The following is a 25,257-nucleotide window of genomic DNA, read 5'->3' as shown; positions in this document are numbered from 1 at the left end:
ATGTTAATGAATATGAAGGAACTTCTTGAGGTGGCAGATGAGCATCATTTTGCCGTACCGGCATTCAATGCCGGATGCAGCCAGATATTAAAGGCAGCAATCGAGACAGCGGAGGCAAAGCATGCTCCGGTCATCATTGAAGTGCATCCGGATGAGCTTGAATTTCAGGGAGATGCATTTATCACCCACTGTGTGAAAGCGGCAAACGATACGAGAGTGCCTGTTGTGATCCATCTTGACCACGGTTCCTCGTACGGACAGATAGAGCGGGCCATAAGGGCCGGGTATACTTCGGTAATGATCGACGCATCCAGATGTCCGTTTGAAGAAAATATAGCGATTACGAAGAGAGTTGCAGACTTCGTACATCCGCTCGGCGTGTCGGTGGAAGCGGAGCTTGGAACGATAGGGATCATGGGGAACAGCGCAGAAGAAGGGACGAAGGAGATCACATATACCATTCCTTCCGAGGCGGAAGAATTTGTAAAACGGACAGGCGTAGATACGCTGGCGGTAGGGATCGGCACTGCCCATGGACTTTACCCGGAAGGCTATATTCCAAAGCTCAGGCTCGATATTTTAAGAGAGATAAAGGCTGCTGTAAATATTCCCCTTGTCCTCCACGGCGGCTCCGGCAACCCGGACGAGGAAGTGGCTGAGGCGGTGAAGCTTGGGATCAACAAGGTGAACATCTCTTCCGACATTAAAGATCCGTTCTACCGCCAGGTCAGAAAGACATTGGAGGATCAGACGCTCAGAGAACCAAATGTCATATATGCAGACGCGATAGAAGTGATGAAGAAGGTTATGGGACAGAAGATGGATCTGCTTGGCTGTACGGACATGGCAGGGCGCTATCATCTGTAGGAAGGAAGACATATGCGTTATCTTGTTGTCGATGCAGGCTCCAGTAATGTGAAAATATACCTGGCACATCTGGATGCCGGAAAAAAACTGCATATGGAGGAAGCCGGCCGTTTTCCCACAGAGAAGGTGTTCTATCTCGGGCATCTGTCCACAGACATATTCGCCATATACGGCAGGATATGCAGCGTGATCAAGTCACTTGCAGACAGAGGGATCTATGTGGATTCTCTCGGGATCGACTCGTGGTGTTCTGATTACGGCATTGTGGATACGGTGAGCGGAAGCGTGTCTATGCCTGTCTTCTACCGGGATAAGAGAACGGACGGTTATGTAGACAAGGTAAGTCAGGTGATGGACTATGAAGAGATCTGCCGCCTTACTGCCCAGAGGATACTTACGGATTCCACACTGTGCCAGCTGCTGGCCTACAAAGAAGAGTACCCGCAAGGGCTGTCCGGCAGTAAAAAGATACTTTTCATAGGTGATCTGCTCATGTATCTGTTCAGCGGCGTTATCTGTTCCGAGGTATCTGTGGCTTCTTATTCCCAGCTGTTTAATATGGAGCATGAAGACTGGGAGAAAGAGATGCTGGGCCGGTTTCATATTCCCGAAGCGGCAGTTCCGCCGGTAGTGAGGGCAGGGACCAGAATCGGGACGGTGCGGCCTGATCTTGCCACGTATCTCGGCATAAAAAAGACGTATGTGACTGCGCCTGCGGTCCATGACACCGCAAGCGCGGGGGTGGCAGTCCCGGCAGGAGAAGGAGAGAGCTGGGCTTTCCTGGCCACAGGCTCCTGGTTTCTGATGAGTATGGAGCTGGACGCCCCGGCAGACAGAAAGAAGTCTTACCGCTATCAGTTGTCCAACACCGGCATGGCTTTTGGAAAAGTGCTGCTCAAAAAGAACATAACCGCCATGTGGCTCGTACAGGAATGCAGGAGACAGTGGGAGCGGATGGGCAGGCATTATACATATCCGGAACTAAAAGACATGGCAGGGCAGGCAGAGGGATTTACCGCAATGGTGGACACAGAGTATGAAGGCTTCCGCCATCCGGAGAATATGGCGGATGAGATCTGCGCATATCTCAGGAAGACAGGCCAGTACGCTCCGCGCCCGGAAGATGCCGGGAAGATCGTACGGATCATATATGAAAGCATTGCCCTGCAGTCGGTGCGTGCTTTAAAGATGCTGGAAGATACGACGGGAAAGAAAGTGGATGTCCTGTACATCGTCGGAGGCGCGAACAGGATAGAGATCCTGAACCAGTATATTGCGGACGCGGCGGGCATCTGCGTGCGGACCGGGCCGTCGGAGGCGTCTGCTGTGGGAAACGCGCTGCTCCAGGCATACGCCATGGGTGAGACGGCGTCTCTGAAAGAGATGCGGGAGATCGCGGGAAACTCCTTTGGCACAGAGGAATACCGGCCCGTGAATACACAAAAGTGGCAGAGACAGTATAAGAAATATGTGGAGCTGTCAGGTCAGGCAGACAGAGGAGGAAGAAGTTATGAGTGAAAAATATATGCGCGGTGTTGTGGCGGCAGGTAACGGAGGAGTAGAGATCGTGCGGGATGTCCCGGCGCCGGAGATCGGTCCGTATGAAGCGCTTGTGAGAATGAAGTCATGCGGTTTCTGCAACGGGACAGACTTTCACATCATCCGCGGAGAGATGTCGGTGGAGGTAGACAGTTTCCCGACGCTTCTCGGCCACGAAGGGGTAGGCGATATCGTAGAGCTGGGGAGCAGGGTGAGGAATTATAAAGTCGGAGACCGCATCATGAATCCCATCATAAAGCTGATGCCGGGGACCAGGTATGGATGTACATGGGGCGCAATGTGTGATTACGGCGTCGTGCAGGACCAGAAGGCGATGCTTGACGACGGACGGGAAATGTCCGAACTCAACCCGAGACAGCTGGAGTGCGTACAGATCCCGCCGGACTTTGATGTCATTGACGGAGGCTGTCTCATTACACTTAATGAATGCTTCAGCGCCGCCAGAAATTTTGACGTGGCGGATAAGGATGTACTCGTGTACGGGGCCGGTCCTATGGGACTTGCGACGATGAAGTATATGAGGTATCTGGGGGCGAAGACGATCGTAGCCATAGACGGCGTGGAGGAAAGGCTTGAGCTGGCCAGATCATTGTCCGGGGCGGACGAGACGATCAACTATACAAAAGTAGACAAAAAGGAAGCGCTGGAAGGAAGGATATTTGACCGGGTCATTGATATTGTCGGGCTTACGTCACTTCTCGTGGAAGGCTCGCATCTGCTGAAGCCGTATGGCATTGTGGGCTCAATGGGGGTTCTGAGGAACTCTGACGCAGTGGTAGATGTGACAAAGCTTAAGAACAATACACTGCTGCAGATGCTTAATTTCCCCTATGGGCAGTATGCGGTCACAGCCGAGAACATTGAATTGATGGAAAAAGGGATCATCGATCCGAAAGACTTTTACAGTCATGTTAAAAGTGTGGAAGACATTCAGGAAGTCGTGCAGCTTGTGGCAGAAAAGAAGGCTGTAAAAGTAATTCTTGATCTGGAAAATTAGACGGAGGATATACCGATGAATGAAAAAGAGCTAAAGGAACTCATATGTGATATCGGCAGACGTATGTACACAAATGGATTTGTGGCTGCCAACGACGGAAATATCACGGTGAAGGTAAATGAATCAGAATATCTCACAACGCCGACCGGCATCAGCAAAGGTTATCTGCGTCCTGAGATGATAACGAAAGTCAATGAAAAAGGCGAGGTGCTGGAAGGAGAATATAAGCCGTCATCTGAAGTGAAGGTGCATCTAAGAGTCTATGCAGAGCGGGAGGACGCGGGGGCGGTCGTACACGCGCATCCGCCGTACGCCACTACATTTGCGGTCGCACATATGCCGCTGGATTCCTACATACTTCCGGAGGCGGTATACGGTCTGGGCGCCGTACCGGTCGTGCCGTATGCACAGCCGTCCACACAGGCGCTGGCGGACGGGCTGATTCCGTACCTGCAGGATTATGACGCCTTCGTCCTTGAGAATCACGGGACCGTTACGATAGGCCAGGATCTCATCAAGGCCTATTACAAGACAGAGACACTGGAATACAATGCGAAGATCACATATATGATAAAGCTTCTGGGCGTGTCACATGAGCTTCCAAGGGAAGAGATCGAGAAGCTTCTTATATCTTCAAAGAAAAATAATCCGGGAGGAAGACACCCGGGATACGTGAAATATGACCGTTAGACAGGAGGGAAGAAGATGAGGAAGAAACCGGTAATAGGAATTGTCGGACTCTCGGATGGAGATCCGCAGGTGCATGAGCAGCTGAAAGGAATTGTTAAGGAGCAGGTGGATGCCATTGTGAATGCGCTTAAGGCATCCGGGGAAGTGGAAGTGGTGGAAGCCGGAGAACTTGTGTGCAGCGTCAGGACGGCAAAAGAGCAGGCTGAATATCTGAAAGGGATGGATGTGGACGGCACGATACTGTCTTACGGGGTATTCGCATTCCCCAACTTCTCCGCTGTCGTTGCGCAAAACGGCAAGGGACCTTACCTGCTGGCGGCCAATCTGAATCCGGACTGGCCGGGCATGGTCGCCATGCTGGCGGCGGGCGGAGCGCTCAATCATCTCGGTATCCGCCACTTCAGGGCCAGCGGAGATGTGACAGAACCTGAGGTTCTTAAAAAGTATATACGCTTTGCCAGGTGCGCCAGAGTAGTGACCCGTCTCAACGGACAGAAATACGGACTTATCGGCGGCAGGAGCCTTGGTATGTACAGCGCCACAGTGAGCATGCAGGACTGGCAGAAAAAGTTCGGCGTAGATGTGGACCATATGGATCAGAGCGAGCTTGTCAGGCTTGCAGAGGAAGTTCCGGAGAAAAAGGTAGAAAAAGCGCTCGGCTGGCTGGAGGATAACATGGGAGAGATCCGGTACAATGGCAGCAGTTTTACACCGGATAAATTAAAGACACAGATCAGCCACTATGAAGCGCTCAAGAAGATCATAAAAGAAAATGAATATGATTTTGTCGGTGTAAAGTGCCACTATGAGATGAGCCGGCATTACTGCACGGAGTGTATCTGCGCGGCGTTCTGCAACGATCCGTATGACTGGGACGGTCCCAAGGAACCGGTCGTGTATGCCTGTGAGGCCGACTCGGACGCGGCGCTTACGATGCAGATATTAAAACTGCTTACCGATGAGCCGGTCATCTTTATGGATGTAAGACATTATGACAGTGAATATGACGTGATGGTCTTCTGCAACTGTGGTTCCCAGTCCACCTACTACGCGACCGGCACGGATGATCACAGGGAGAATCTTGGCAGGACGACGCTGTATCCGGCGCTTGATATCTATGCGGGAGGAGGGTGCCACGTAAATCTTATGACCGCGCCGGGACATGCGACGATCGCGCGCCTTAACCGGAGAGAAGGGAAGTACAGGCTTACGATCATTCCGGCGGATTTTGTGGCAGTGCCAGAAGAGAAGATGAAAGAGACGACAGAAGAATGGCCGCACATATTTGCGAAGCTGCCTTTTGACCATCAGATCTTCCTCGACAAGTTTGACGCCAACCATTGCCACGCGGTCTATGGGGATAAGACGGAGGAACTGAAGATGATCTGTGAGATGCTGGATATTGATGTAGAGATTCTTGGGGAATAGGAGTGTGTCGGTATGTCTGTGATAAGAGAAGTGTTCCGGGAAGGAGAAGGGATCCTTAAGTTAACGCCCACATGGGTCCCGAGAGGATTCAATGAACCGGGGAAAAGGCTCAGGCTCCACCCGGACGATTACTATGCGTTCGGAATGGACCGGGGCGGGATCTGTGAACGGTGGCTCGGCAGTGTGACGAGGGCTATGAATGGTCCGAAGACAGGGGAGACAGAAGGAATGAGTTATGTGTCCACCGGGCGGGGGGAACCGGGCTCCGTCTTATTTGCAGAGGCAGTGGGCGAGCTGAAGGCAGAGCTTGTCGGGGAAGAACTGTGGGAGCGGTATGGGACATGGCCTGCCTATGCCAAACTGTATGACTATGACAGGCCGTTGTTCTTCCATCTCCATCTGGATGACAGACACGCGGAAAAGATAGGGCGCATGGGGAAGCCGGAAGCCTATTATTTTCCGCGGCAGTATAACTACTCCATGGGGAGATTCCCGCTGACATACTTTGGCTTTGACCCGTCGGTGACAAAGAACGAGGTAAAAGCATGTCTTGAACATTACGACGCGCGGGACAACAAGATAACGGAACTTTCCCGGGCATACCGTATCAGGCTTGGAACGGGATGGTATACTCCGGCAGGCGTTGTGCATGCCCCCGGTTCGGCTGTCACGTATGAGCCGCAGTGGAACAGTGATGTGAATACGATCGTAGAAAATGTTACGATGGGAGAGGTAAACCCGCATCATCTGCTGACGGACTGTCAGCCGGAGTCAGAGAAGGGAAATATACGCGCGCTTATGGACCAGATCGACTGGAAAGAAAGTACCCGGCCTGACTATAAGGAAACTTATTTCAGGGAGCCGGTAAAACGGCCGACCGGGCAGAGGAGGATCCGGGAACAGTGGGTTGCGTACGCCAATGACTGGGTGGCTGCAAAGGAAGTAACGGTGGAGCCCAAAAGTAAAGCTGTCCTTACAGATTCGGCCTGCTACTGCGCCCTTATCGTACAGGGGCACGGCTCCTTCGGGCGCTATGAGTGTGAGACTCCTGTGATGCTCAGATTTGGAGACTGCTCGGCGGATGAATTCTTTGTGTCGGAGAAAGCGGCCAAAAAGGGCGTTGTCATTGAGAACAACAGCTGCTGTGAACCGCTGGTCATCCTGCAGAATTTTGCAAATAACAATAAAGAAGTACCAAAAGAAGTGAAATAGGAGGTCTGTAAAAGATGCAGAGGATACTGAACCGTCCGGACGATGTTGTGGACGAGATGCTGAAAGGTTTTTTGAAGGTGCATAAGAATATTGTGGAGGCCACGGCCAATCCGAGAGTGGTGAAGGCGAGAAATATTCCGGCGGGAAAGACCGGCGTAGTCACAGGGGGAGGCTCCGGCCACAAACCTGCTTTTATCGGTTATGTAGGGAAAAATATATGCGATGTGGCTGCCGTCGGCGAGATCTGTTCCTCTCCTACAGCGGCCGCGTTTCTGGATGCATTCAGAACAGCGGACCAGGGAAAAGGCGTCGCCTGCCTGTACGGCAACTATTCCGGGGATAACATGAATGTGCGCATGGCGGTGAAGATGGCCGGAAATGAAGGGATCGATGTGAAGACTGTCGTTGCAAACGACGATGTGGCGTCCGCCCCGAAAGAAAAACGCGATAAGCGCAGGGGAGTGGCGGGCGAAGTGCTTATGTGGAAGATAGGGGGCGCTAAAGCGGCCAAAGGCGCGGACTTAAATGAGGTAACAGCCGCCGCCCAGAAAGCCATTGACAACACGCGCAGCGTGGGGATCGGACTGACGCCGTGTACGCTTCCTGCCGTAGGACATCCCAACTTTAAGATCGAGGAGGGCACGATGGAAGTCGGGATCGGCCACCACGGCGAGCCGGGCATCGAAGTGTGTAAGCTTGAGAGTGCGGCCAAAATGGCAAAGCGCATGACGGATATCGTGCTGCCGGATCTTCCTTTTGCGAGGGGGGATGAAGTGGCTGTGCTCGTATCCGGACTTGGAGCGACGCCTGTGATGGAGCTGTATGTGCTCTATGATGAGATCGACCGGCTGCTGGCGGACAAAGGAATCCGCGTCTATAAGTCTTATGTGGGCGATTATTTTACCTCCCTGGATATGATGGGGGCGACGCTGACAGTCATGAGACTGGACAGCGAATTAAAAGAGCTTCTGGACATGCCGGTGGAGTGTATGGGAATGACGCAGTTATAGGAGGCAGAGATATGGATACATTTAAGAACAGAGACGGAAAGCCGGTATTGCTTGCGATGGTCAAAGCAGTCCAGGACAACAAAGCATATCTGGGAGAAATAGACGGGCTGATCGGCGACGGTGACCATGGCATGAATATGAATAAAGGATTTACAGTCTTTGAAGAAAGATACGGCAAAAAGGAAATTGGCTTTACCGGAGGACTCAGAGAGCTTGGCATGGTTCTGCTCAATGAGATCGGAGGTTCCATGGGGCCGATCTACGGGACGGTATTTATGGAGATGGCAGAGGCGGGAGATGGATTCGAGGAGATCGGGCTTGCGCAGTTCAGCCAGATGCTGGAGGCTTCTCTTGAGGGTCTGTCAGACATCGTTGAGGCCAGGGTCGGAGATAAGACACTGATCGATACGCTCTCTCCGGCTGTGTATACACTGAAGGCAGAAGCAAAGACGAAGGGAGACTTTACCGATGCGCTTGATAAGATGAAAGGCGCGGCAAAGGCCGGCAGGGATTCCACCAGGGACATGGCGGCAAAGTTCGGGCGCTCCAGCAGGCTCGGGGAGCGCTCCAGAGGGGTGCTGGACGCCGGAGCCGTATCGTGCTGCGTCATTCTGGAGGCGATGGCAGACGGAATAAAAGAGCTGCTGTAATTGAACGGCAGCCGCGGGAAGGGGTAAACTGTTTCCTGTCTTCTTTTCATTTAAAGAACGGTATGATAGAATGAATAAAACGGAGGACAGGATGAAGAGAGAAAAATTTTTCGCGAAGAAATCTGTGGATAATAAGATACGGTTTCCTATTAAAAATAAGATCATGCTGCTTTCGGCGATGGCGGCACTTCCATTTTTGATCATGGTCGTGTATCTTCTCGTCTCCATGACAAACTACAGCCGCGCCTATGATGATATCGTGCGAAATCTTACGATCGCCAACAATTACAATCTGGACTTCAAAGAAGAGATGGATGAGAGTCTGTACAAGCTTGTGGTCGGATATGTTACTTTTGATAATATATCGGAGAAAGATACGCTGAAAGACCCGTATGTCATGATCGACGAGCTTCGCAGTGAATTTACGAAGCTGATGGACATAACGACGGAAGCCGAGAGCAGGGTGTGGCTGGAAAGTCTGCTCCGCAATATAGACACGCTTCAGAAGCGGGTGGATGATATTGTGGAAAATGTGTCCGACGGTGAGCGGTACGATGAGAATATCGAAGAGCTGGACAACAATATCTATATTTTGACAGAACTTATCCAGGATGATATCCAGTATTACATATACTATCAGACACAGAGCATGGAAGAGGTTACAAGTAATCTCAACCGTCAGATGGATGATTTTATTGTCATATGCATTGTGCTCGTTGTGCTTCTCGTTGCGGCTGTGGCTGTGGCGACGGTTCTGACCGCCTCCGGTATTCTCCGGCCGATACGGGAGCTCTATGATGCCACAGGAAAGATAGCGGAGGGCGACTTTGAAGTGCGGGCCAGCGCGGACTCCAGGGATGAGATCGAGGTTCTGGCCCATGGATTCAACAATATGGCCGGGAATATGCAGTCGCTGATCGGCAAGATCAAGGAAGATGAACAGAAGATGCGCAGGGCGGACCTGCGGCTTTTGCAGGAGCAGATCAATCCCCACTTTTTATATAATACGCTCGATACGATCGTCTGGCTGATCGAGGGCAATGAGACGGAGCAGGCGGTGGAGATGGTCGTGACGCTGTCGGATTTCTTCCGTCTTGTGCTCAGCAAAGGAAAAGAGTTCATCTCCATAGGACAGGAAGAACAGCATATCCGGAGTTATCTTGAGATCCAGGAAATGCGCTACCACGATATATTAGAATATGAGTTTTGGATCGATCCGGTTCTGTATGATTATCAGATATTGAAGCTTACGCTCCAGCCGATCGTGGAAAATGCGCTCTATCACGGAATAAAGTACAAGAGGGCGAAAGGGACGATCTGTGTCAGCGGGGAGAAGAAGGGGGATATCATCTGTCTGACGGTCAGTGATGACGGTGTCGGTATGGAGGCGGAGGAACTGCGCCAGCTCCGGGAGGAGATAGAACGCCCGTGCGGCGAGACAAAGAAAGGATTTGGCCTTGCCAATGTAAATGAACGTATACATATGTACTTCGGTGCGGAGTACGGAATGTCCATAAGCTCCGTAAAGGGAAAAGGGACAAAGGTGGAGATCACGATTCCGGCCGTCAAGGTGGGAGAGCAGCACAATGAAAGGATGAGATGACATATGGGACAGAGGGCAAAAAGAAAGTTACGGCTGATATCCTCTGTATTGGCCGTGCTCGTCTTCCTGTCGGGGTGCGGACAGGACTTCCATAAAGAGGGCGAACAGGATGACGTCATCTCCAAGGATGACAGCCTGACTGTGGTAGGTGTATCACAGATTGGAAGTGAATCAGTGTGGAGAACAGCAAACACCGCGTCAATACAGAATACATTCAGTAAGGAAAACGGTTATTTCCTTATATTTGACAATGCCAGACAGAAGCAGGAGAATCAGATCAAAGCGCTTCGCAGCTTTATCTCCCAGCAGGTGGATTATATTGTCTTTTCACCTATCGTAGAAGACGGATGGGACACCGTGCTGCAGGAAGCGAAGGATGCGGGCATCCCGGTCATCCTTATGGACCGCAAAGTGAAGGTAAAGGACGAGTCTCTATATACCGCATGGGTGGGTTCCGACTTTGCGGAAGAAGGACAGAATGCCGGACGCTGGCTTGCCGGGCATCTGAAGGAAGAAGGGCGCGCCGGCGAAGAAATAAATATCGTTGTCCTGCAGGGGACAAACGGCAGCACTTCTGTTATCGGACGCACGGAAGGGTTTGATAGTGTGGCAGCGCAGCACGACAACTGGAATATACTGGAACAGGCAGACGCGGATTTTACGACTGCAAAAGGCAGGGAAGAGATGAAAAAAATGCTGCATAAGTACGAAGATATCGACGTGGTCGTCTCGCAGAATGATGATATGACGTTTGGGGCGCTGGAGGCCATTGGGGAAGCAGGGCAATCTACCGGGACGGACGGCGGTATCATCTTGATCTCTTTTGACGCCACAAAGTCTGCGCTGGAGAAAGTAGAACAGGGAATTATCAATGTTGATATCGAATGTAATCCTGAACAGGGAGCATATATAGAAGAAGTGATCCGGGTGCTGGAAAGCGGGGGGCAGGCTGAGAAGGAATATTTTGTGTCGGAGAGAGTATTCACAAAGAAAAATGTAGCCAGTGTTATCGGCGACAGATCTTATTAACAGACTTTATGAACAGACTTTATGAACAGGAACAGAGGGAAAAAGATGTTGAAAGTGTTTTTGGTTGAAGACGAGAGCGTGATCAGAGAAGGACTGCGGGACAAGATCCCGTGGGAACAGTACGGTTACCGGTTCGTGGGAGAGGCGGCGGACGGAGAGATGGCGCTCCCACTTATACGGAAAGCCAGACCGGATGTACTGATCACAGACATAAAGATGCCGTTTATGGACGGACTGTCTCTGAGTAAGATGGTGCGGACTGAATTTCCGAAGATAAAGATCATCATCATCAGCGGCTATGATGATTTTGAGTATGCAAGAGAGGCGATCGAGGCGGGCGTCGACCAGTACATGCTGAAGCCGGTGACAAGAGCGGCTTTGAGAAAAGTATTGCTGGAGCTGAAAGAGAAGATCGCGCAGGATGTGCAGCAGGATGCGTACCGGTCGCAATTCCAGAGCGAGATGCGGGAATACGAGCAGTTTTCCCGCAGGCAGTTCTTTGAGAAGGTGCTCGGGGGAGGAGAGATCTCTGTCAAAGACATCTATGAAGAAGCAGGGAAACTATCACTGGAGCTTTCGGCTTCGTCTTATAATCTTCTGTTCCTCTGCCTGCAGGAAAAGGCCGGTACATTAAGCGACGGCAGGGCGGAGCGGTTCATGAGAAGGCAGGAAGAGGTGCTGCATTATTTTCTGCGCCATCCCCAGTATATTCCGTTCCGGTGGAACGCCAATTGCTACGGCGTACTCGTGAAGGCCGAAAATGGACAGATGGAGGAACTGACAGAAAAGGCGCTTGGGCATATCAGGCAGATATGCAGCCAGGAGGAAGACCAGATGGACTGGTATGTGGCGGTCGGAAGACCGGTAGAGCGTTTGAGTCTGCTTTCTGAATGTTACCGGAGTGTAAACCATTATTTTGCGTACCGCTTTATCATGCCGGACCTGCACCTGCTGACGGAGTCGACCCTTGCAAGTTATCTGACGCCGGGGGAGGAGAATAATATCGGAGATGTGGATCCGTCCAAGATGGCGCCGGAGATCATCCGGGACTTTCTGTCCAGAGGAAGCAGCAGCGAGATACACGATTTCGTGGAATCCTATCTGCAGAGCATCCGGGAGGCGCTGGAATCGAGAATGTTCCGGGATTATGTTGTTCTCAATATCCGTTTTACCGTGATGGCGTTTATGGAATCGATCGGGGCGGAGCAGGAAGAGTATGTTGAGGAGATGGATCACAAGCTCTGGGATATCCACATGAAGCCGTCGGAAGTATTCGACTACTTTGTGGATACGCTCCAGGCGGCGGTCTGTATCCGCGACAGGCGGAGCAGTTATCAAAGCGGCAGGGCGCTCCGGCATGCGCTTGAGTACATAGACAGTAATTATGCGATGGAATCACTTTCCTTGAGCAGTGTGGCGGCAGAAGCCGACGTGAGCGCAAGTTATCTGAGCGCTGTGTTCAGTCAGAGTATGCAGAAGACATTTATTGAATATGTCACGGAAAAGCGGATGGAGAAGGCGAAAAAGCTTCTTCGCGCGACGGACAAGTCATCCGGCGAGATCGCCCTGGAAGTGGGATATAAGGATTCCCACTATTTCAGCTTTGTATTTAAAAAGACGCAGGGCGTAAGTCCGAGAGAATACCGGAACGGCAAAAAAGATTAGATAAGGCCCATATTTTCAGACGTACTTTCTTTCAGATTGATCCTCCAGGGGATTTCCTGCGGTACAGCGGGAGATCCCTTTAATTTGCTGACCATCATCCGCGCGGCGGTGTTCCCCATCTCATGTGATCTGTGAGTAAGTGTGGTGAAATAAAGAATGCCGGAACTGCTCAAGTAGGTGTTGTCAAAGGCGGTCAGCGCCATGTCATCGGGGAGGCGGTAACCGGCCAGCTTAAGTTCCTTGATGAGAAAGTAGGCGATCATATCATTGTAACAGATAACGGCAGTACAAGATTCCAGCGATTCCAGCACAAATCTTTTCAGAAACCCGGTATCCTGAAAGCGTTCCAGCTTATCCAGATCACGGGAGGAAAACCAGCCGATCCGTTCGTCGGGAACCGGCAGGCAGGCGTCCCTCATCGCCTCCACAAATCCCTGGAACCGTTCCGGCCCCTGCTGGTCATCCGATTTGAAGATGCCGCCGATGGCGGTATGTCCCTGCCCGGTCAGGTGCTTTACAAGGAGGGCGCTTCCCCCGGCGTTGTCATCCTTTACATACATACAGTCATTGAGCGCCGGATAATAGTTGTGAAGAAACACCACAGCGCACCCTTTTTTCATAAGCCTTCGGTAGAGATCTACGTTCGGGTTCGGCAGGGCGCTTTTACTGCCTTCCACAATGAGTCCGCGGGGAGGCGTATCGAGGAGCCCGGACAGTATCTCCCGCTCGCTTTCGATACGGTTGCGCGTCACATATACTTTGGCGGAAAAGCCGTTCTGCGAAAGAGTGCCCTTTATATCATTTATAACGCCGGGATATATGTATTCTGAATCATCGGAAATGAGGATGCCGATCACATTAGCACAAGGGTCCGCGGTCAGACCGGTAATGTAGGAGCCGCTCCCCCGTTTCTTTTCGATCAGCCCTTCCTTCTCAAGGAGCGACAACGCCAGGCGGGCCGTCTGGCGGCTGACCTTGAACCGCCGGCAGAGTTCCTGCTCTGTCGGCAGCTTATTGATGCCATTTTCTATATAATCTGGGATCAGTTCCCTGAGACGGCCCGCAAGCCATTTGTATTTTATTGCCATAAGACACCTCCGTAAAAAATTGTAAAATTATGTGGCGGTTCAAATTTGCATTACCTTAAAAAAAACATAAATAGCAGTAAAAAAACAAACTTTTCTCGTATTTTCAAGGAAGTTCACAGTCCGGCCTTCGTAAAATGATTTCTCTCTGACGTGCCGGAATCTATAAAAATCGTAAATTTTCCAGCTTATTTCTTAAAATAACATACAATGGACAAAAAGTTGTATTTAAATCATATTATATCATAAAAGATTTGTATTGTAAAAAACTAATAAACCGCATAAATACAAGGAATTACGGATTGATATACGAAAGCGCAGATGATAAGGTTGAATTACAAAGAAGCGGGGCCCGCTGCATATAGAACTATCAAAATTCAGGAGGAAAAATTTATGAAAAAAAGAGTTGTTGCAGTATTGCTTACGGCAGTCATGGTATTAGGTCTTGCAGGATGCGGCGGAGCGTCAGACAAAGACGCAGATAAAAAGGATTCCGGGGACGGCGGCGCGATAAAAGTGGGGATCATCAACAATGACCCGAACGAGTCAGGTTACCGGACAGCAAATGACAAAGACATGAAAGAAATGTTCACAAAAGAAAACGGATATGAAGCCTCATTTGCTTACAGCCTCAAGAATGACGAGCAGATCACAGCGGCACAGAAATTTATCCAGGACGGTGTTGATTATCTTCTCCTCTCCGCAGCCGACACGGCAGGATGGGATTCTGTTCTGAAGGATGCCCAGGATGCAGGGACAAGAGTGATCCTGTTTGACCGTACGATCGACGCAGACGAGAGCCTTTATGAGGCATCTATCGTATCTGACATGGAAAAAGAAGGCGAGACAGCAGTGAACTGGATGGAAGAGCAGGGACTTGATGCATACAACATTATCCATATCCAGGGTGTTATGGGTTCCGCTGCACAGAAAGGACGCTCCGGAGCGCTTGATGCAGCAGCAAAGGAAAAAGGCTGGAACATCGTTACACAGCAGACAGCAGAGTGGAATGCAGAGAAAGCACAGCAGATCGTTCAGTCCGCTATCGATTCCGGCGAAGAGTTCAACGTGATCTACGCAGAGAATGATGATATGGCCAAAGGTGCTGTGGCAGCGCTTGACAAGGCAAATATCTCTCACGGTGTGGGCAAAGACGTGATCGTTATGGGATTTGACTGCAATAAGTGGGCATTAGAAGAACTGCTTGCTCAGAACTGGAACTATGATGGACAGTGCAATCCTTTCCAGGCTTCTTATATTGATGAAGTTATCAAGACGATCGAAGACGGCAAGGAAATAGAAGAAAAGACAATTATTATGGATGAAAAAGGATTCGACGCCACTACGATCACAGAGGATGATGTAGAGCAGTACGGTATCTAATAGAGAAACAGGTTGCAGTAAAATGATTGTTGAAAAGGGTGCGGCGCGGCGTACGGGACAGTAATACGCTCCCGCGCCCTTTTGTGAAAAAAAGGATTAGAGGTGAATGCACTCGTGAAAGAAAATGCCATATTAGAAATGAGAAATATCCATAAGAGCTTTCCGGGAGTACGTGCGCTGCAGGCGGTAGATTTTACATTGTGTGAAGGTGAGATACATGCGCTGATGGGTGAAAACGGCGCAGGTAAATCCACTTTGATAAAGGTTTTGACCGGCGTCTACCTGAAGGATGAGGGGGAAATACACCTCAAAGGTCTGGATAAAGCGGCAGTGATACGTTCTCCCCAGGATGCACAGAATCTTGGGATCAGCACCGTGTATCAGGAGATCACACTCTGCCCGAATCTTTCGGTGGCTGAAAACATGTACATAGGCCGGGGCAAGGGTCTTGGGCAGAGCTGGAGGAAGATGAACGAAGCGGCAGATAAGATACTGAAAAATCTGGATATACCGGCCAGTGCCACACAGCAGCTCTCAGACTGTTCCATTGCGATCCAGCAGATGGTAGCCATAGCGCGTGCCGTAGATATGGAATGTAAGGTGCTCATTCTGGATGAGCCGACCTCCTCCCTGGATGAACAGGAAGTGGAGAAATTGTTCGGACTGATGCGTGATCTGAAGGCAAGAGGGGTAGGGATCATCTTTGTCACCCACTTTCTCGAGCAGGTATATGAGGTTTGCGATAAGATCACAGTCCTGCGTGACGGAAAGCTCGTAGGGGAATATGAGATCAAAGATCTCCCGCGTGTGCAGCTTGTGGCGAAAATGCTCGGCAAGGAACTAAACGACGCGGAGGAGATCAAAGATGAGAGCCTTGTGTATGAACAGGATGACACAGTCCCTCCCGTATTCGAGGCAGAAGGACTGCAGAGTGACGCAGGGATCAAGCCGTTTGACTTCTACATCAGAAAAGGAGAAGTCAACGGATTTACCGGTCTTCTCGGCTCGGGGCGGAGTGAATGTATCCGCGCGATATTCGGTGCGGACAGAATCATCGGCGGAACTGTGAAGAAAGATGGTAAGAAAATAAAAATTTCCAAACCGATCGATGCGATGAAGAATGGTATCGCATACCTTCCGGAGGACCGTAAAGGAGACGGAATCGTAGGCGACCTGTCGGTGCGTGAAAATATCATACTGGCGGCACAGGTGCTGGAAGGATTTTTCAAACCATTCTCAAAAGCGAAAGCAAATGAGATCGCAGATGAGTATATCAAGCTTCTCGATATCAAGACTGCGTCCGCGGACACACCGATCAAATCGCTTTCCGGAGGAAATCAGCAGAAGGTGATACTTGCCCGCTGGCTGTTCACACATCCGGATTATCTGATCCTGGATGAACCGACACGGGGTATCGATGTGGGCACGAAGATCGAGATACAGAAATTAGTGCTGAAACTTGCTTCGGAAGGCATGAGCGTTACGTTCATTTCTTCTGAGACGGACGAAATGCTCCGTACGTGCTCCCGCCTCATCGTCATGAGGGACAGGAAGACGGTAGGAGAGCTTTCGGGCAAAGACTTGTCCCAGAGCAGTATTATGGGTATGATCGCCGGAGGTGACAAAGACAATGCAGAAGAATAATACAAAAAAATCAAGCATAAACCAGATAGCCGGTAAGATGGCGGGAAAACAGATCTTCATTCCGATTGCGGCGCTTTTGCTGCTGGCCATATTTAACCTTATTGTAGATCCGTCCTTCTTTAAGATATCGATGGATGTCAACAGTGCGGGGGACCAGGTCCTGTCCGGGTATCTGATCACGATACTGGACTACGGCTCAGAACTTGCCATACTTGCCATTGGCATGACGCTCGTCACGGCGGCGTCAGGCGGCCAGGACATCAGTGTGGGCGCTGCGATCGCGATCGCAGGCTCAGTCATATTGCGGGTGCTGTGCGGTACGAATTCAAGACCGGATGAATTACAGGCGCCGATCATCGTTGCGTTTCTTGTTGCCTGTGTGGTTGCAATGCTCTTTGGAGCGTTCAACGGTATACTTGTCGCAGGATTTAACATCCAGCCTATGGTTGCCACATTGATCCTGTTCACGGCGGGACGTTCTGTGGCGGCGTGGATCAATAACAATGAACTTCCTGTCGTCAGTGACAAGAGTTTTACATATTTTGGCGGGTTCATTCCCGGTATTCCGATCCCGACTCCGTTCTTTATCGCCCTCGGCTGTATTATTATAACAGCGCTTGCGCTGAAATTTACGAACCTTGGGTTATATACGCAGGCAGTCGGCATCAACGCAAGTTCTTCACGATTGAACGGTCTGAACCCGGCGTTTATCAAGTTCTTAAGCTTTGTGATCCTCGGGTTATGTGTCGCGGTGGCGGCGCTCATTAAAGTAAGCCGTATCTCTTCCATCAACTATTCGGTCATCGCAAAAGATATCGAGATGGACGCGATCCTTGCGGTGGCCCTTGGCGGCAATGCCTTAAGCGGCGGTAAGTTCAACATGACGGCGTCCGTCCTTGGAGCTTATGTCATACAGTTCCTGACAACGACGCTCTATAAGTTCAATGTAAAATCGGATGCGCTTTCTGCATACAAGGCGATCGTCGTTATCGTTCTCGTAGTCATAAGCGCGCCGGTCGTAAGAGATAAAATGTCAACTGTATTCAAGAAGCTGACGTTAAAGAAAAAGGAGGTTGGTTAACATGGCAATGACGGAAAAGAAGCCGGCAGGCGTTAAACGTCTGCGCATAAGATCAATGTCCGATACAAACCTGCTGCTCATGATAACGATCGGGGTATTTATTCTGATGTATGTCTGTGCGATCGTGTTCCAGGGCTCAGGTTTCCTGAAACCACAGACATTCTTTAACATACTGAACGCAAATGCGGCGCTGCTCATTGCGTCGTGCGGCCTCACGATCGTAATGGTCACCGGGAGTATCGACATCTCGGTCGGAGGTGTGGCGGCGCTGGTGAGCATGTGCTGTGCCGTATATCTCGATTATATGAATGGCAATATCTTCGTCTCTGCGCTGATCGCCCTCGGCATCGGTCTGGGATTCGGGCTTGTTCAGGGATTCCTTGTGGCATATCTGGATATCCAGCCGTTTATCGTAACGCTGGCCGGCATGTTCTTCGCCCGCGGCATGACGACGATCGTACACACGAATCCGTTCAACGTAGAGAACAAGGCGTTCGTAACATTGAAGGAGACGCGTATCACCGTCCCCGGCATGGGTTCGGTAAACCGAATCGGAAAATACGTAGACGCCTATGTGGAGATCGGCGTGGTCGTGGCGCTGCTTCTTGTGGTCCTGCTTTTCATCCTGCTCAGGTGGTCGAGACTTGGCCGCGGCTTTTACGCGGTGGGCGGCAACAGACAGAGTGCGCTGATGCTCGGGATCAATGTAAAGAGAACGAGATTTATCGCTCATCTGCTCTGCGGAGTGCTGGCGGGTATCGGCGGATATGTGTACTTCCTCCATGTAGGAAGCGGCGCGGCTTCCCATGCAAGCGGAATGGAAATGAACGCCATCGCGTCCGCCATCATCGGCGGCACGCTGCTGACCGGTGGAGTCGGCAATATTGCAGGTACGCTCTTTGGTGTGCTGTCACTCAGCCTGATACAGAATATCGTATCGTCCGCAGGGCTCGACCAGGCATGGTGGACCGGAATCACGATAGCGGGGATGCTCTGCCTGTTCCTTATCATACAGAGTATTGTTATGGCCCGGAAAAAGGGAACTTCATAGAGGAAACGTAAAAGAAAGGTGCTGAAAATATGAGTGATATTATAAAAGCGATCGCGTCCGGAAAGACGGCGCTTGGGATCGAGTTCGGCTCAACCCGTATCAAGGCAGTGCTCGTCGGGGAGGACAATGCCCCTGCTGCGTCCGGAAGCCATGACTGGGAGAACCGGCTTGTGGACGGCATATGGACGTATGATCTGGATGAGGTGTGGAGCGGGCTTCAGGACTGTTACCGTAAGCTGGCGGAAGATGTAAAGGCCAGGTACGGGATCGTTCTTGAACGCGTGGGCGCCATCGGCTTCAGTGCCATGATGCACGGTTATATGGCATTTGATGAAAAGGATGAACTGCTTGTCCCCTTCCGCACATGGAGAAATACCATTACAGAGCAGGCGTCGAGAGAGCTTATGAGCGTATTCCGTTATAATGTCCCGCAGAGGTGGAGCATTGCACATCTTTATCAGGCCATCTTAAACGGAGAAGAGCACGTGGCGGATGTCCGCTTCTTCACAACACTGGCGGGGTATGTGCACTGGAAACTGACCGGAAGGAAGGTGCTGGGGGTGGGAGATGCCTCCGGCATGTTCCCCATCGACACTGTAAGTAAGAATTACAACAACCGCATGATCGGGCAGTTTAATGAACTGGTGGCGCATAAAGGCTATCCATGGAAATTAGAGGAACTGCTCCCACAGGTGCTTCTGGCAGGGGAAGACGCAGGCACCCTCACAGAAGAGGGCGCCGGACTTCTCGATCCGTCCGGACACTTAAGGGCCGGAATCCCGCTGTGTGCCCCGGAGGGAGACGCAGGGACCGGGATGGCGGCAACAAACAGCGTGGCCGTGCGGACCGGCAATGTATCGGCAGGTACGAGTGTATTTGCCATGGCAGTCCTGGAAAAGGAGCTGTCCAAAGTGTACGAAGAAATCGACATGGTGACGACTCCCGACGGGAACCTGGTGGCCATGGTGCACTGTAATAACTGTACTTCTGACTTGAATGCCTGGGTGGGACTGTTTGGAGAATTCGCGGAGAGCTTTGGCATAGAAGCAGATACGGACCGGCTGTTTAGCACGCTGTATCAGAAAGCGCTGGAAGGAGACGCGGACTGCGGCGGACTTCTGGCGTATAACTATTTCTCGGGAGAGCATATCACCGGATTTGAGGCGGGACGTCCGCTGTTTGTAAGGACGCCAAAGAGCAGGTTCAACCTGGCCAATTTCATGCGCGTGCATCTCTTTACGTCTCTCGGCGCTCTTAAGACGGGCATGGACATCCTGCTGAAGAGTGAGGGCGTGAAGCTTGACACGATGCTCGGGCACGGCGGGCTGTTCAAGACAAAGGGCGTAGGGCAGCAGATCATGGCGGCCGCCATTGATACCCCAGTGTCTGTCATGGAGACAGCGGGAGAAGGCGGAGCATGGGGAATCGCGCTTCTGGCAGCTTACAGGCGGGAACAGACCGGGGAAGCGCTGGCAGACTGGCTGTCCGCAAATGTGTTTGGCGGCGATATAGGAACGAAGATCAAGCCTGCCCCGGCGGACGTGGAAGGTTATGAGACATTTATGAGACGTTACGCGGCCGGCTTTCCGATCGAAAGGGCAGCGATAGATCATTTGGAATAGAAACGTACAGACAGCGGATCAGGAGGAAACAAAATGCTGGAGCAGTTAAAGCGGGAAGTATACGAGGCGAACATGCAGCTTCCGGAATATGGACTTGTCACGTTTACATGGGGCAATGTAAGTGGTATTGACCGTGAAAAGGGACTTTTTGTCATCAAACCGAGCGGTGTCGCGTACGACAGACTTAAGCCGGAAGATATGGTAGTCATGGATCTGGAGGGGCATAAGGTGGAAGGCGGTTATCGGCCTTCTTCCGATACGGATACCCATGTGGTATTGTACAACTGCTTTGCGGATATCGGCGGAGTCGTGCATACGCACTCGTCCTGGGCGGCCTGCTGGGCACAGGCCGGACGGGATATTCCGTGCTACGGGACGACCCATGCGGATTACATCTACGGAAGTGTGCCCTGTGTGAGAAACCTTACGAGGGAGGAGATCGAGGAGGCGTACGAAAGAAATACAGGCGTCCTCATTGCAGATGAATTTGAACTGCGTGATCTGGATCACAATGCCACACCTGCGGTACTGTGTAAGAACCACGGGCCGTTCACGTGGGGAAAAGACGCCTCGGAGGCGGTACATCATGCAGTGGTACTGGAGGAAGTGGCCAGGATGGCGGCGCGCTGTGAGGCCATCAATCCGGGCGTTAAGCCGGCGCCCCGGGAACTCCAGGATAAGCATTATTACAGAAAGCACGGCGCGGATGCTTACTATGGACAGAAGCAGTAAATGAACATGATCATCACTTAAAGGAGACAGTTATCATGATAAAAAGCAAAGAATATAAGTTTTGGTTTTGTACCGGTTCTCAGGATCTGTACGGGGAGGAATGTCTGGCGCATGTAGCGGAGCATTCCCGCAGGATCGTGGAGGCTTTAAATGCTTCCGGAGCTCTTCCGTATGAGGTCGTCTGGAAACCGACACTGATCACCAATGAACTGATCAGAAAGACATTCAATGAGGCCAATACCGATGAGACGTGCGCGGGCGTTATCACGTGGATGCATACGTTCTCCCCGGCCAAATCATGGATCCTCGGGCTGCAGGAGTACAGAAAGCCGCTGTTGCACCTGCATACGCAGTTCAATGAGGAGATACCGTACGATACCATTGACATGGACTTTATGAATGAAAATCAGGCGGCGCACGGTGACCGTGAATACGGCCATATCTTCAGCCGGCTCAGGATGGAGCGTAAAGTGGTGGCCGGATACTGGGCGGATCCCAAGGTCCAGAAGAAGATCGGTTCGTGGATGCGCACGGCGGTCGGCGTCATTGAGAGCAGTCACGTGCGCGTAATGCGTATTGCCGACAATATGAGAAATGTTGCAGTGACGGAAGGGGATAAGGTGGAGGCTCAGATCAAATTCGGCTGGGAAGTGGACACCTATCCGGTCAATGAGATAGCAGAAGCAGTAGCGGAAGTCTCAAAGAGTGACATCGGCACACTCGTAGAAGAATATTATGACAAATATGACATTTTACTTGAAGGAAGAGATGAGAAAGAGTTCCGGGAGCATGTGGCGGTTCAGGCAGGGATCGAAATTGGGTTTGAGAGATTTCTGGAAGAGAGGGACTATCAGGCGATCGTCACGCATTTCGGCGACCTCGGTTCTTTAAAGCAGCTTCCCGGACTTGCCATTCAGAGACTTATGGAAAAGGGGTACGGATTCGGCGGCGAGGGAGACTGGAAGACAGCCGCCATGGTCCGTATCATGAAGATCATGACGGAGGGGGTGAAAGACGCCAGGGGAACATCTTTCATGGAAGACTATACGTATAACCTTATTCCGGGAAAAGAAGGAATTCTTCAGGCGCACATGCTGGAAGTGTGTCCGTCCGTCGCGGAAGGACCGATAAGCATCAAGTGTCAGCCGCTTACAATGGGAGACCGGGAAGATCCGGCCCGCCTTGTATTTACTTCAAAGGAAGGACCGGCAGTGGCAGCGTCACTTATCGATCTGGGAGACAGGTTCCGTCTCATCATCAATGATGTAGACTGTAAAAAGACAGAAAAACCAATGCCGAAGCTGCCGGTCGCTACGGCATTCTGGACTCCGCAGCCAGATCTTCAGACTGGAGCCGAGGCGTGGATCCTCGCCGGCGGAGCCCACCACACGGCATTTTCCTATGACCTGAGCGCCGGACAGCTGGGAGACTGGGCTGATGCTATGGGAATCGAGGCAGTCTATATTGATAAAAATACAGAGATAAGACAGTTTAAAAATGAGCTCAGGTGGAATGCGGCGGCCTATAAGCTGGGGATTTAGCCGGAATGTATGCGCTCCGCGCAGTGCAGGCTTCACGGCCGCGCACACTGTATGTACGAAAAAGAAAACATAGTTCCATATTTTACCGGTTCATAGTACAATAGAGACAGTAAAGGTGAATAAGGCTGGGAATGTGCTATGGAAAATAACGGAAAAAGAAAAGACGGGAGCCTGTCTTATCTGAAATATGTACTGATCATTGCCGCGCTGCTGGCGGCAATGATCGCGGCGGTCGTATTGTATTATATGGACATGAATACAAAGCTTTTGTCGGAGGCCCACAGGAATTTAAAGACAGAAAACGAATATAAAGAACAATATTTTTCGCAGTTTATAAGCAGCCGGATGAACTGGTACAGGACAGTGGCGGCGTTCTGCGACGTTCCGGAGGGGTCGGGGGCGGAAAACTGGCATGTTATTTTAAAGGAATACAGTTCTGACGATATGCGGTTTGGCATAGCGGATGCGCACGGAAGGATTTATTTCGGAGAGAACCAGTCGGCAGATATCAGCGGACGGGACTACTATAAGAAAGTCATGCAGGGGGAGGAAGTCATCTCCGACGTCCTGACCGACAGCTGGGACGGGCAGGAGAGTGTCCTGATGGCCGTGCCTATCTGGAAGGACGGACACGTATGCGGCGCGGTCTGCGCGGAATATACGACGCAGAATCTCGGGCTGGCTCTGAATACGTCGACCACAGAGAAAGCCGGCGCCACTCTCGTGTTCGACAGGACAGGAAAGGTAGTTGCGTCCTATAAGGGGATGGAGGATTTTTCTACGATATATGACATGCTGGAGACAATGCAGTATAAGGACGGGAATGCAGTTGAGAAGCTGAAGAAGGAAGCCGCTTCCGGCGACTCGGGTTATATGACCTATTATAACAATGACAAGGTGCGTCTGTTTTATTACCAGCCTTCGGAGTATAACGGGTGGACGATCTGTTCTCTTGTCGTCACGGATGCGGAGGAAAAGGTGCTTCAGGAGCTTAAAGCGACTTCGCTCTGGATGCTGGCCGGTGTAGTGGCCGCCGTGGTGCTCATACTCTTGACGAGCATAAGCGGGATCCGTCATGTGGAGAAGCGGGTAAAGAAGATGCAGAGAGATTTTCTGACAGGCTGTTATAACCGGGTGACGGGAAAGCGTATCGTGGAGAAGGGGCTTCATGTGGATCAGAACAGGCTGTTTGGCGCCTGTCTGTTTATCGATGTGGACAATTTCAAAGGAATCAATGATACATATGGGCACGATGAGGGCGACCGCATCCTCATTAAAGTCGGACAGATCCTCATGGGAAATATGCGGGAGAGCGATGTTGTGATCCGGTTTGGAGGGGATGAGTTCGTTATCTGGATGTATAGGGTCGATAATGTCAAAGTAGCGGAAGATGCTGCCGGCCGGATTCTGAAGGCGGCCTATGATGAGACGGGAATAAGTCTCAGCATCGGTATTGCCATGGCAGAGCCCGGAGAGAAAAATTATGACACAGTGATGAAGAGGGCGGATGAGGCACTCTACCGGGCTAAGGCGAAAGGAAAAAATCAGTATGCGGTCTACAGTGAAGACACGAGGTCTTCCAGCACTTCCTCGACGGAATCGGTGACATAGTCAGAATAATAGGCGATCCCGGGAGCGGCATTTGACATGGCGTAGCCTTCTCCGGCTAGCTGCAGCATCTCTACATCGTTATACTGGTCTCCGAACGCCATGCAGTTTTCAACCGGTATATGGAGATGATCCAGAAGAGCAGACAGAGCGTTTCCCTTCGTCGCATCCGGCACGATAAAGTCGACCCACAGATTGCCGGAGGTTACGACGTTGATCCTGCCGTGGAAACGGTCCTTAAAAAAAGGCGCCATATCATGGGTGCCGGAGAAACTGCAGACAGCAATCTTAAGGAAAGGCTCCTGTATCTTTTTCAGGTCATCCACATGGCGTATATCAAATTTTACGACCTCTGTCATGTGCCGGATGAATTCCGCGTTGTCGGAATCCATGTATCCGCCGGATTCACAGGACAGAAAACAGTCACATTTTCCATATTCTTTGATCGAATCGAGAATTTCAAGGCCGAGTTCTCTCTCAATGATACCGCGTGAGAGAACCTGGCCTTTGTGTATGCAGAGGGAACCGTTCTCGGCAATATAAGAGATCTCGTCTTTGACCGGCTCGAAGAGACCGCGCAGATTACTGTATTGTCTGCCGCTGGCTGCCGCAAAGAGGATCCCTTTCCGCTTTAATTCCATAATAAGTTCAAATATTCTGGGACTTACATGCTGGGCGTCGTTCTGCAGTATCGTCCCGTCGAGGTCGCTGGCGACTAATTGTATCATAACAGGTCTCCTTTTTCTGGGTATTGCTAATTAAATACCTACCCATTATAATATAAAAAGAAAACGAATGG

Annotated in this window: 21 protein-coding genes; 19 read left to right on the top strand and 2 right to left on the bottom strand. The window is 51.1% G+C overall.

Features of this window, described 5'->3' with window-relative positions:
- The 11 genes from LAJLEIBI_RS15850 (at position 1) to LAJLEIBI_RS15800 (ending at position 12,711) form a co-directional block, all read left to right on the top strand.
- A complete protein-coding gene (locus tag LAJLEIBI_RS15850; RefSeq protein ID WP_006443155.1) occupies positions 1–867 on the top strand; it encodes a ketose-bisphosphate aldolase in 867 nt (288 codons plus the stop codon).
- Positions 868–879: 12 nt separating this feature from the next.
- The gene (locus tag LAJLEIBI_RS15845) at positions 880–2,385 is read left to right on the top strand and encodes a rhamnulokinase (RefSeq protein WP_006443154.1); all 1,506 of its coding nucleotides are present in this window, start codon (positions 880–882) and stop codon (positions 2,383–2,385) included.
- On the top strand, positions 2,378–3,424 hold the full coding sequence (locus LAJLEIBI_RS15840; RefSeq protein ID WP_006443153.1) for a zinc-dependent alcohol dehydrogenase: 1,047 nt from the start codon (positions 2,378–2,380) through the stop codon (positions 3,422–3,424). The genes LAJLEIBI_RS15845 and LAJLEIBI_RS15840 overlap by 8 nt, the downstream gene beginning before the upstream one ends.
- A gap of 15 nt (positions 3,425–3,439) precedes the next feature.
- Positions 3,440–4,114 (top strand): class II aldolase/adducin family protein, encoded by a 675-nt coding sequence (locus LAJLEIBI_RS15835; RefSeq protein ID WP_006443152.1) that lies wholly within the window; start codon positions 3,440–3,442, stop codon positions 4,112–4,114.
- A 15-nt stretch (positions 4,115–4,129) separates the two neighbouring features.
- Positions 4,130–5,542 (top strand): L-fucose/L-arabinose isomerase family protein, encoded by a 1,413-nt coding sequence (locus LAJLEIBI_RS15830; protein ID WP_006443151.1) that lies wholly within the window; start codon positions 4,130–4,132, stop codon positions 5,540–5,542.
- A gap of 12 nt (positions 5,543–5,554) precedes the next feature.
- The gene (locus LAJLEIBI_RS15825; RefSeq protein WP_006443150.1) at positions 5,555–6,754 is read left to right on the top strand and encodes a cupin domain-containing protein; all 1,200 of its coding nucleotides are present in this window, start codon (positions 5,555–5,557) and stop codon (positions 6,752–6,754) included.
- 14 nt (positions 6,755–6,768) lie between these two features.
- The gene (locus tag LAJLEIBI_RS15820; protein ID WP_006443149.1) at positions 6,769–7,764 is read left to right on the top strand and encodes a dihydroxyacetone kinase subunit DhaK; all 996 of its coding nucleotides are present in this window, start codon (positions 6,769–6,771) and stop codon (positions 7,762–7,764) included.
- An 11-nt stretch (positions 7,765–7,775) separates the two neighbouring features.
- Positions 7,776–8,414: a dihydroxyacetone kinase subunit DhaL gene (gene dhaL / locus LAJLEIBI_RS15815; RefSeq protein WP_006443148.1), complete on the top strand. Its 639-nt coding sequence runs from the start codon at positions 7,776–7,778 to the stop codon at positions 8,412–8,414.
- Between the two features lie 91 nt (positions 8,415–8,505).
- Positions 8,506–10,017, top strand: a complete 1,512-nt coding sequence (locus LAJLEIBI_RS15810; RefSeq protein ID WP_050765508.1) for a sensor histidine kinase — start codon at positions 8,506–8,508, stop codon at positions 10,015–10,017.
- Positions 10,018–10,020: 3 nt separating this feature from the next.
- A complete protein-coding gene (locus tag LAJLEIBI_RS15805; RefSeq protein ID WP_006443146.1) occupies positions 10,021–11,046 on the top strand; it encodes an ABC transporter substrate-binding protein in 1,026 nt (341 codons plus the stop codon).
- A gap of 45 nt (positions 11,047–11,091) precedes the next feature.
- Positions 11,092–12,711, top strand: coding sequence for a response regulator (locus LAJLEIBI_RS15800; RefSeq protein WP_040435033.1), 1,620 nt, complete (start codon positions 11,092–11,094; stop codon positions 12,709–12,711).
- Here the strand turns inward: LAJLEIBI_RS15800 and LAJLEIBI_RS15795 are convergent.
- The gene (locus tag LAJLEIBI_RS15795) at positions 12,708–13,799 is read right to left on the bottom strand and encodes a GntR family transcriptional regulator (protein WP_006443144.1); all 1,092 of its coding nucleotides are present in this window, start codon (positions 13,797–13,799) and stop codon (positions 12,708–12,710) included. The genes LAJLEIBI_RS15800 and LAJLEIBI_RS15795 overlap by 4 nt on opposite strands.
- A 390-nt stretch (positions 13,800–14,189) precedes the next feature.
- On the opposite strand from LAJLEIBI_RS15795, the gene LAJLEIBI_RS15790 reads away from it, so the two are divergent.
- The 8 genes from LAJLEIBI_RS15790 to LAJLEIBI_RS15755 all read left to right on the top strand — a co-directional run bounded on the left by LAJLEIBI_RS15790 (position 14,190) and on the right by LAJLEIBI_RS15755 (position 24,461).
- Entirely contained in the window at positions 14,190–15,179 is a 990-nt protein-coding gene (locus LAJLEIBI_RS15790; RefSeq protein ID WP_040435031.1) for an ABC transporter substrate-binding protein, read from the top strand.
- Positions 15,180–15,317: 138 nt separating this feature from the next.
- Positions 15,318–16,823, top strand: a complete 1,506-nt coding sequence (locus LAJLEIBI_RS15785) for a sugar ABC transporter ATP-binding protein (RefSeq protein WP_083790636.1) — start codon at positions 15,318–15,320, stop codon at positions 16,821–16,823.
- A complete protein-coding gene (locus LAJLEIBI_RS15780) occupies positions 16,810–17,904 on the top strand; it encodes an ABC transporter permease (protein WP_138263287.1) in 1,095 nt (364 codons plus the stop codon). The genes LAJLEIBI_RS15785 and LAJLEIBI_RS15780 overlap by 14 nt, the downstream gene beginning before the upstream one ends.
- Position 17,905: 1 nt before the next feature.
- Positions 17,906–18,955 carry an ABC transporter permease subunit gene (locus tag LAJLEIBI_RS15775; RefSeq protein WP_006443140.1) on the top strand — a complete coding sequence of 350 codons (1,050 nt, stop codon included), beginning with the start codon at positions 17,906–17,908 and terminating at the stop codon, positions 18,953–18,955.
- Positions 18,956–18,984: 29 nt separating this feature from the next.
- Positions 18,985–20,577, top strand: a complete 1,593-nt coding sequence (locus LAJLEIBI_RS15770) for a xylulokinase (protein WP_006443139.1) — start codon at positions 18,985–18,987, stop codon at positions 20,575–20,577.
- A 33-nt stretch (positions 20,578–20,610) separates the two neighbouring features.
- Positions 20,611–21,309: an L-ribulose-5-phosphate 4-epimerase gene (locus LAJLEIBI_RS15765; protein WP_006443138.1), complete on the top strand. Its 699-nt coding sequence runs from the start codon at positions 20,611–20,613 to the stop codon at positions 21,307–21,309.
- A 35-nt stretch (positions 21,310–21,344) separates the two neighbouring features.
- Positions 21,345–22,850, top strand: a complete 1,506-nt coding sequence (gene araA, locus LAJLEIBI_RS15760; RefSeq protein ID WP_006443137.1) for an L-arabinose isomerase — start codon at positions 21,345–21,347, stop codon at positions 22,848–22,850.
- A gap of 138 nt (positions 22,851–22,988) precedes the next feature.
- On the top strand, positions 22,989–24,461 hold the full coding sequence (locus LAJLEIBI_RS15755; protein WP_006443136.1) for a sensor domain-containing diguanylate cyclase: 1,473 nt from the start codon (positions 22,989–22,991) through the stop codon (positions 24,459–24,461).
- Here the strand turns inward: LAJLEIBI_RS15755 and LAJLEIBI_RS15750 are convergent.
- The gene (locus LAJLEIBI_RS15750; protein ID WP_006443135.1) at positions 24,407–25,186 is read right to left on the bottom strand and encodes a Cof-type HAD-IIB family hydrolase; all 780 of its coding nucleotides are present in this window, start codon (positions 25,184–25,186) and stop codon (positions 24,407–24,409) included. The two genes, LAJLEIBI_RS15755 and LAJLEIBI_RS15750, sit on opposite strands and share 55 nt — an antisense overlap.
- Positions 25,187–25,257: the final 71 nt, after the last annotated feature.

Source organism: [Clostridium] hylemonae DSM 15053, from assembly GCF_008281175.1.
GTDB lineage: Bacteria > Bacillota > Clostridia > Lachnospirales > Lachnospiraceae > Extibacter > Extibacter hylemonae.
The sequence above is the reverse complement of the archived record's forward strand: the minus strand, read 5'-3'. Positions and strand labels throughout refer to the sequence as shown.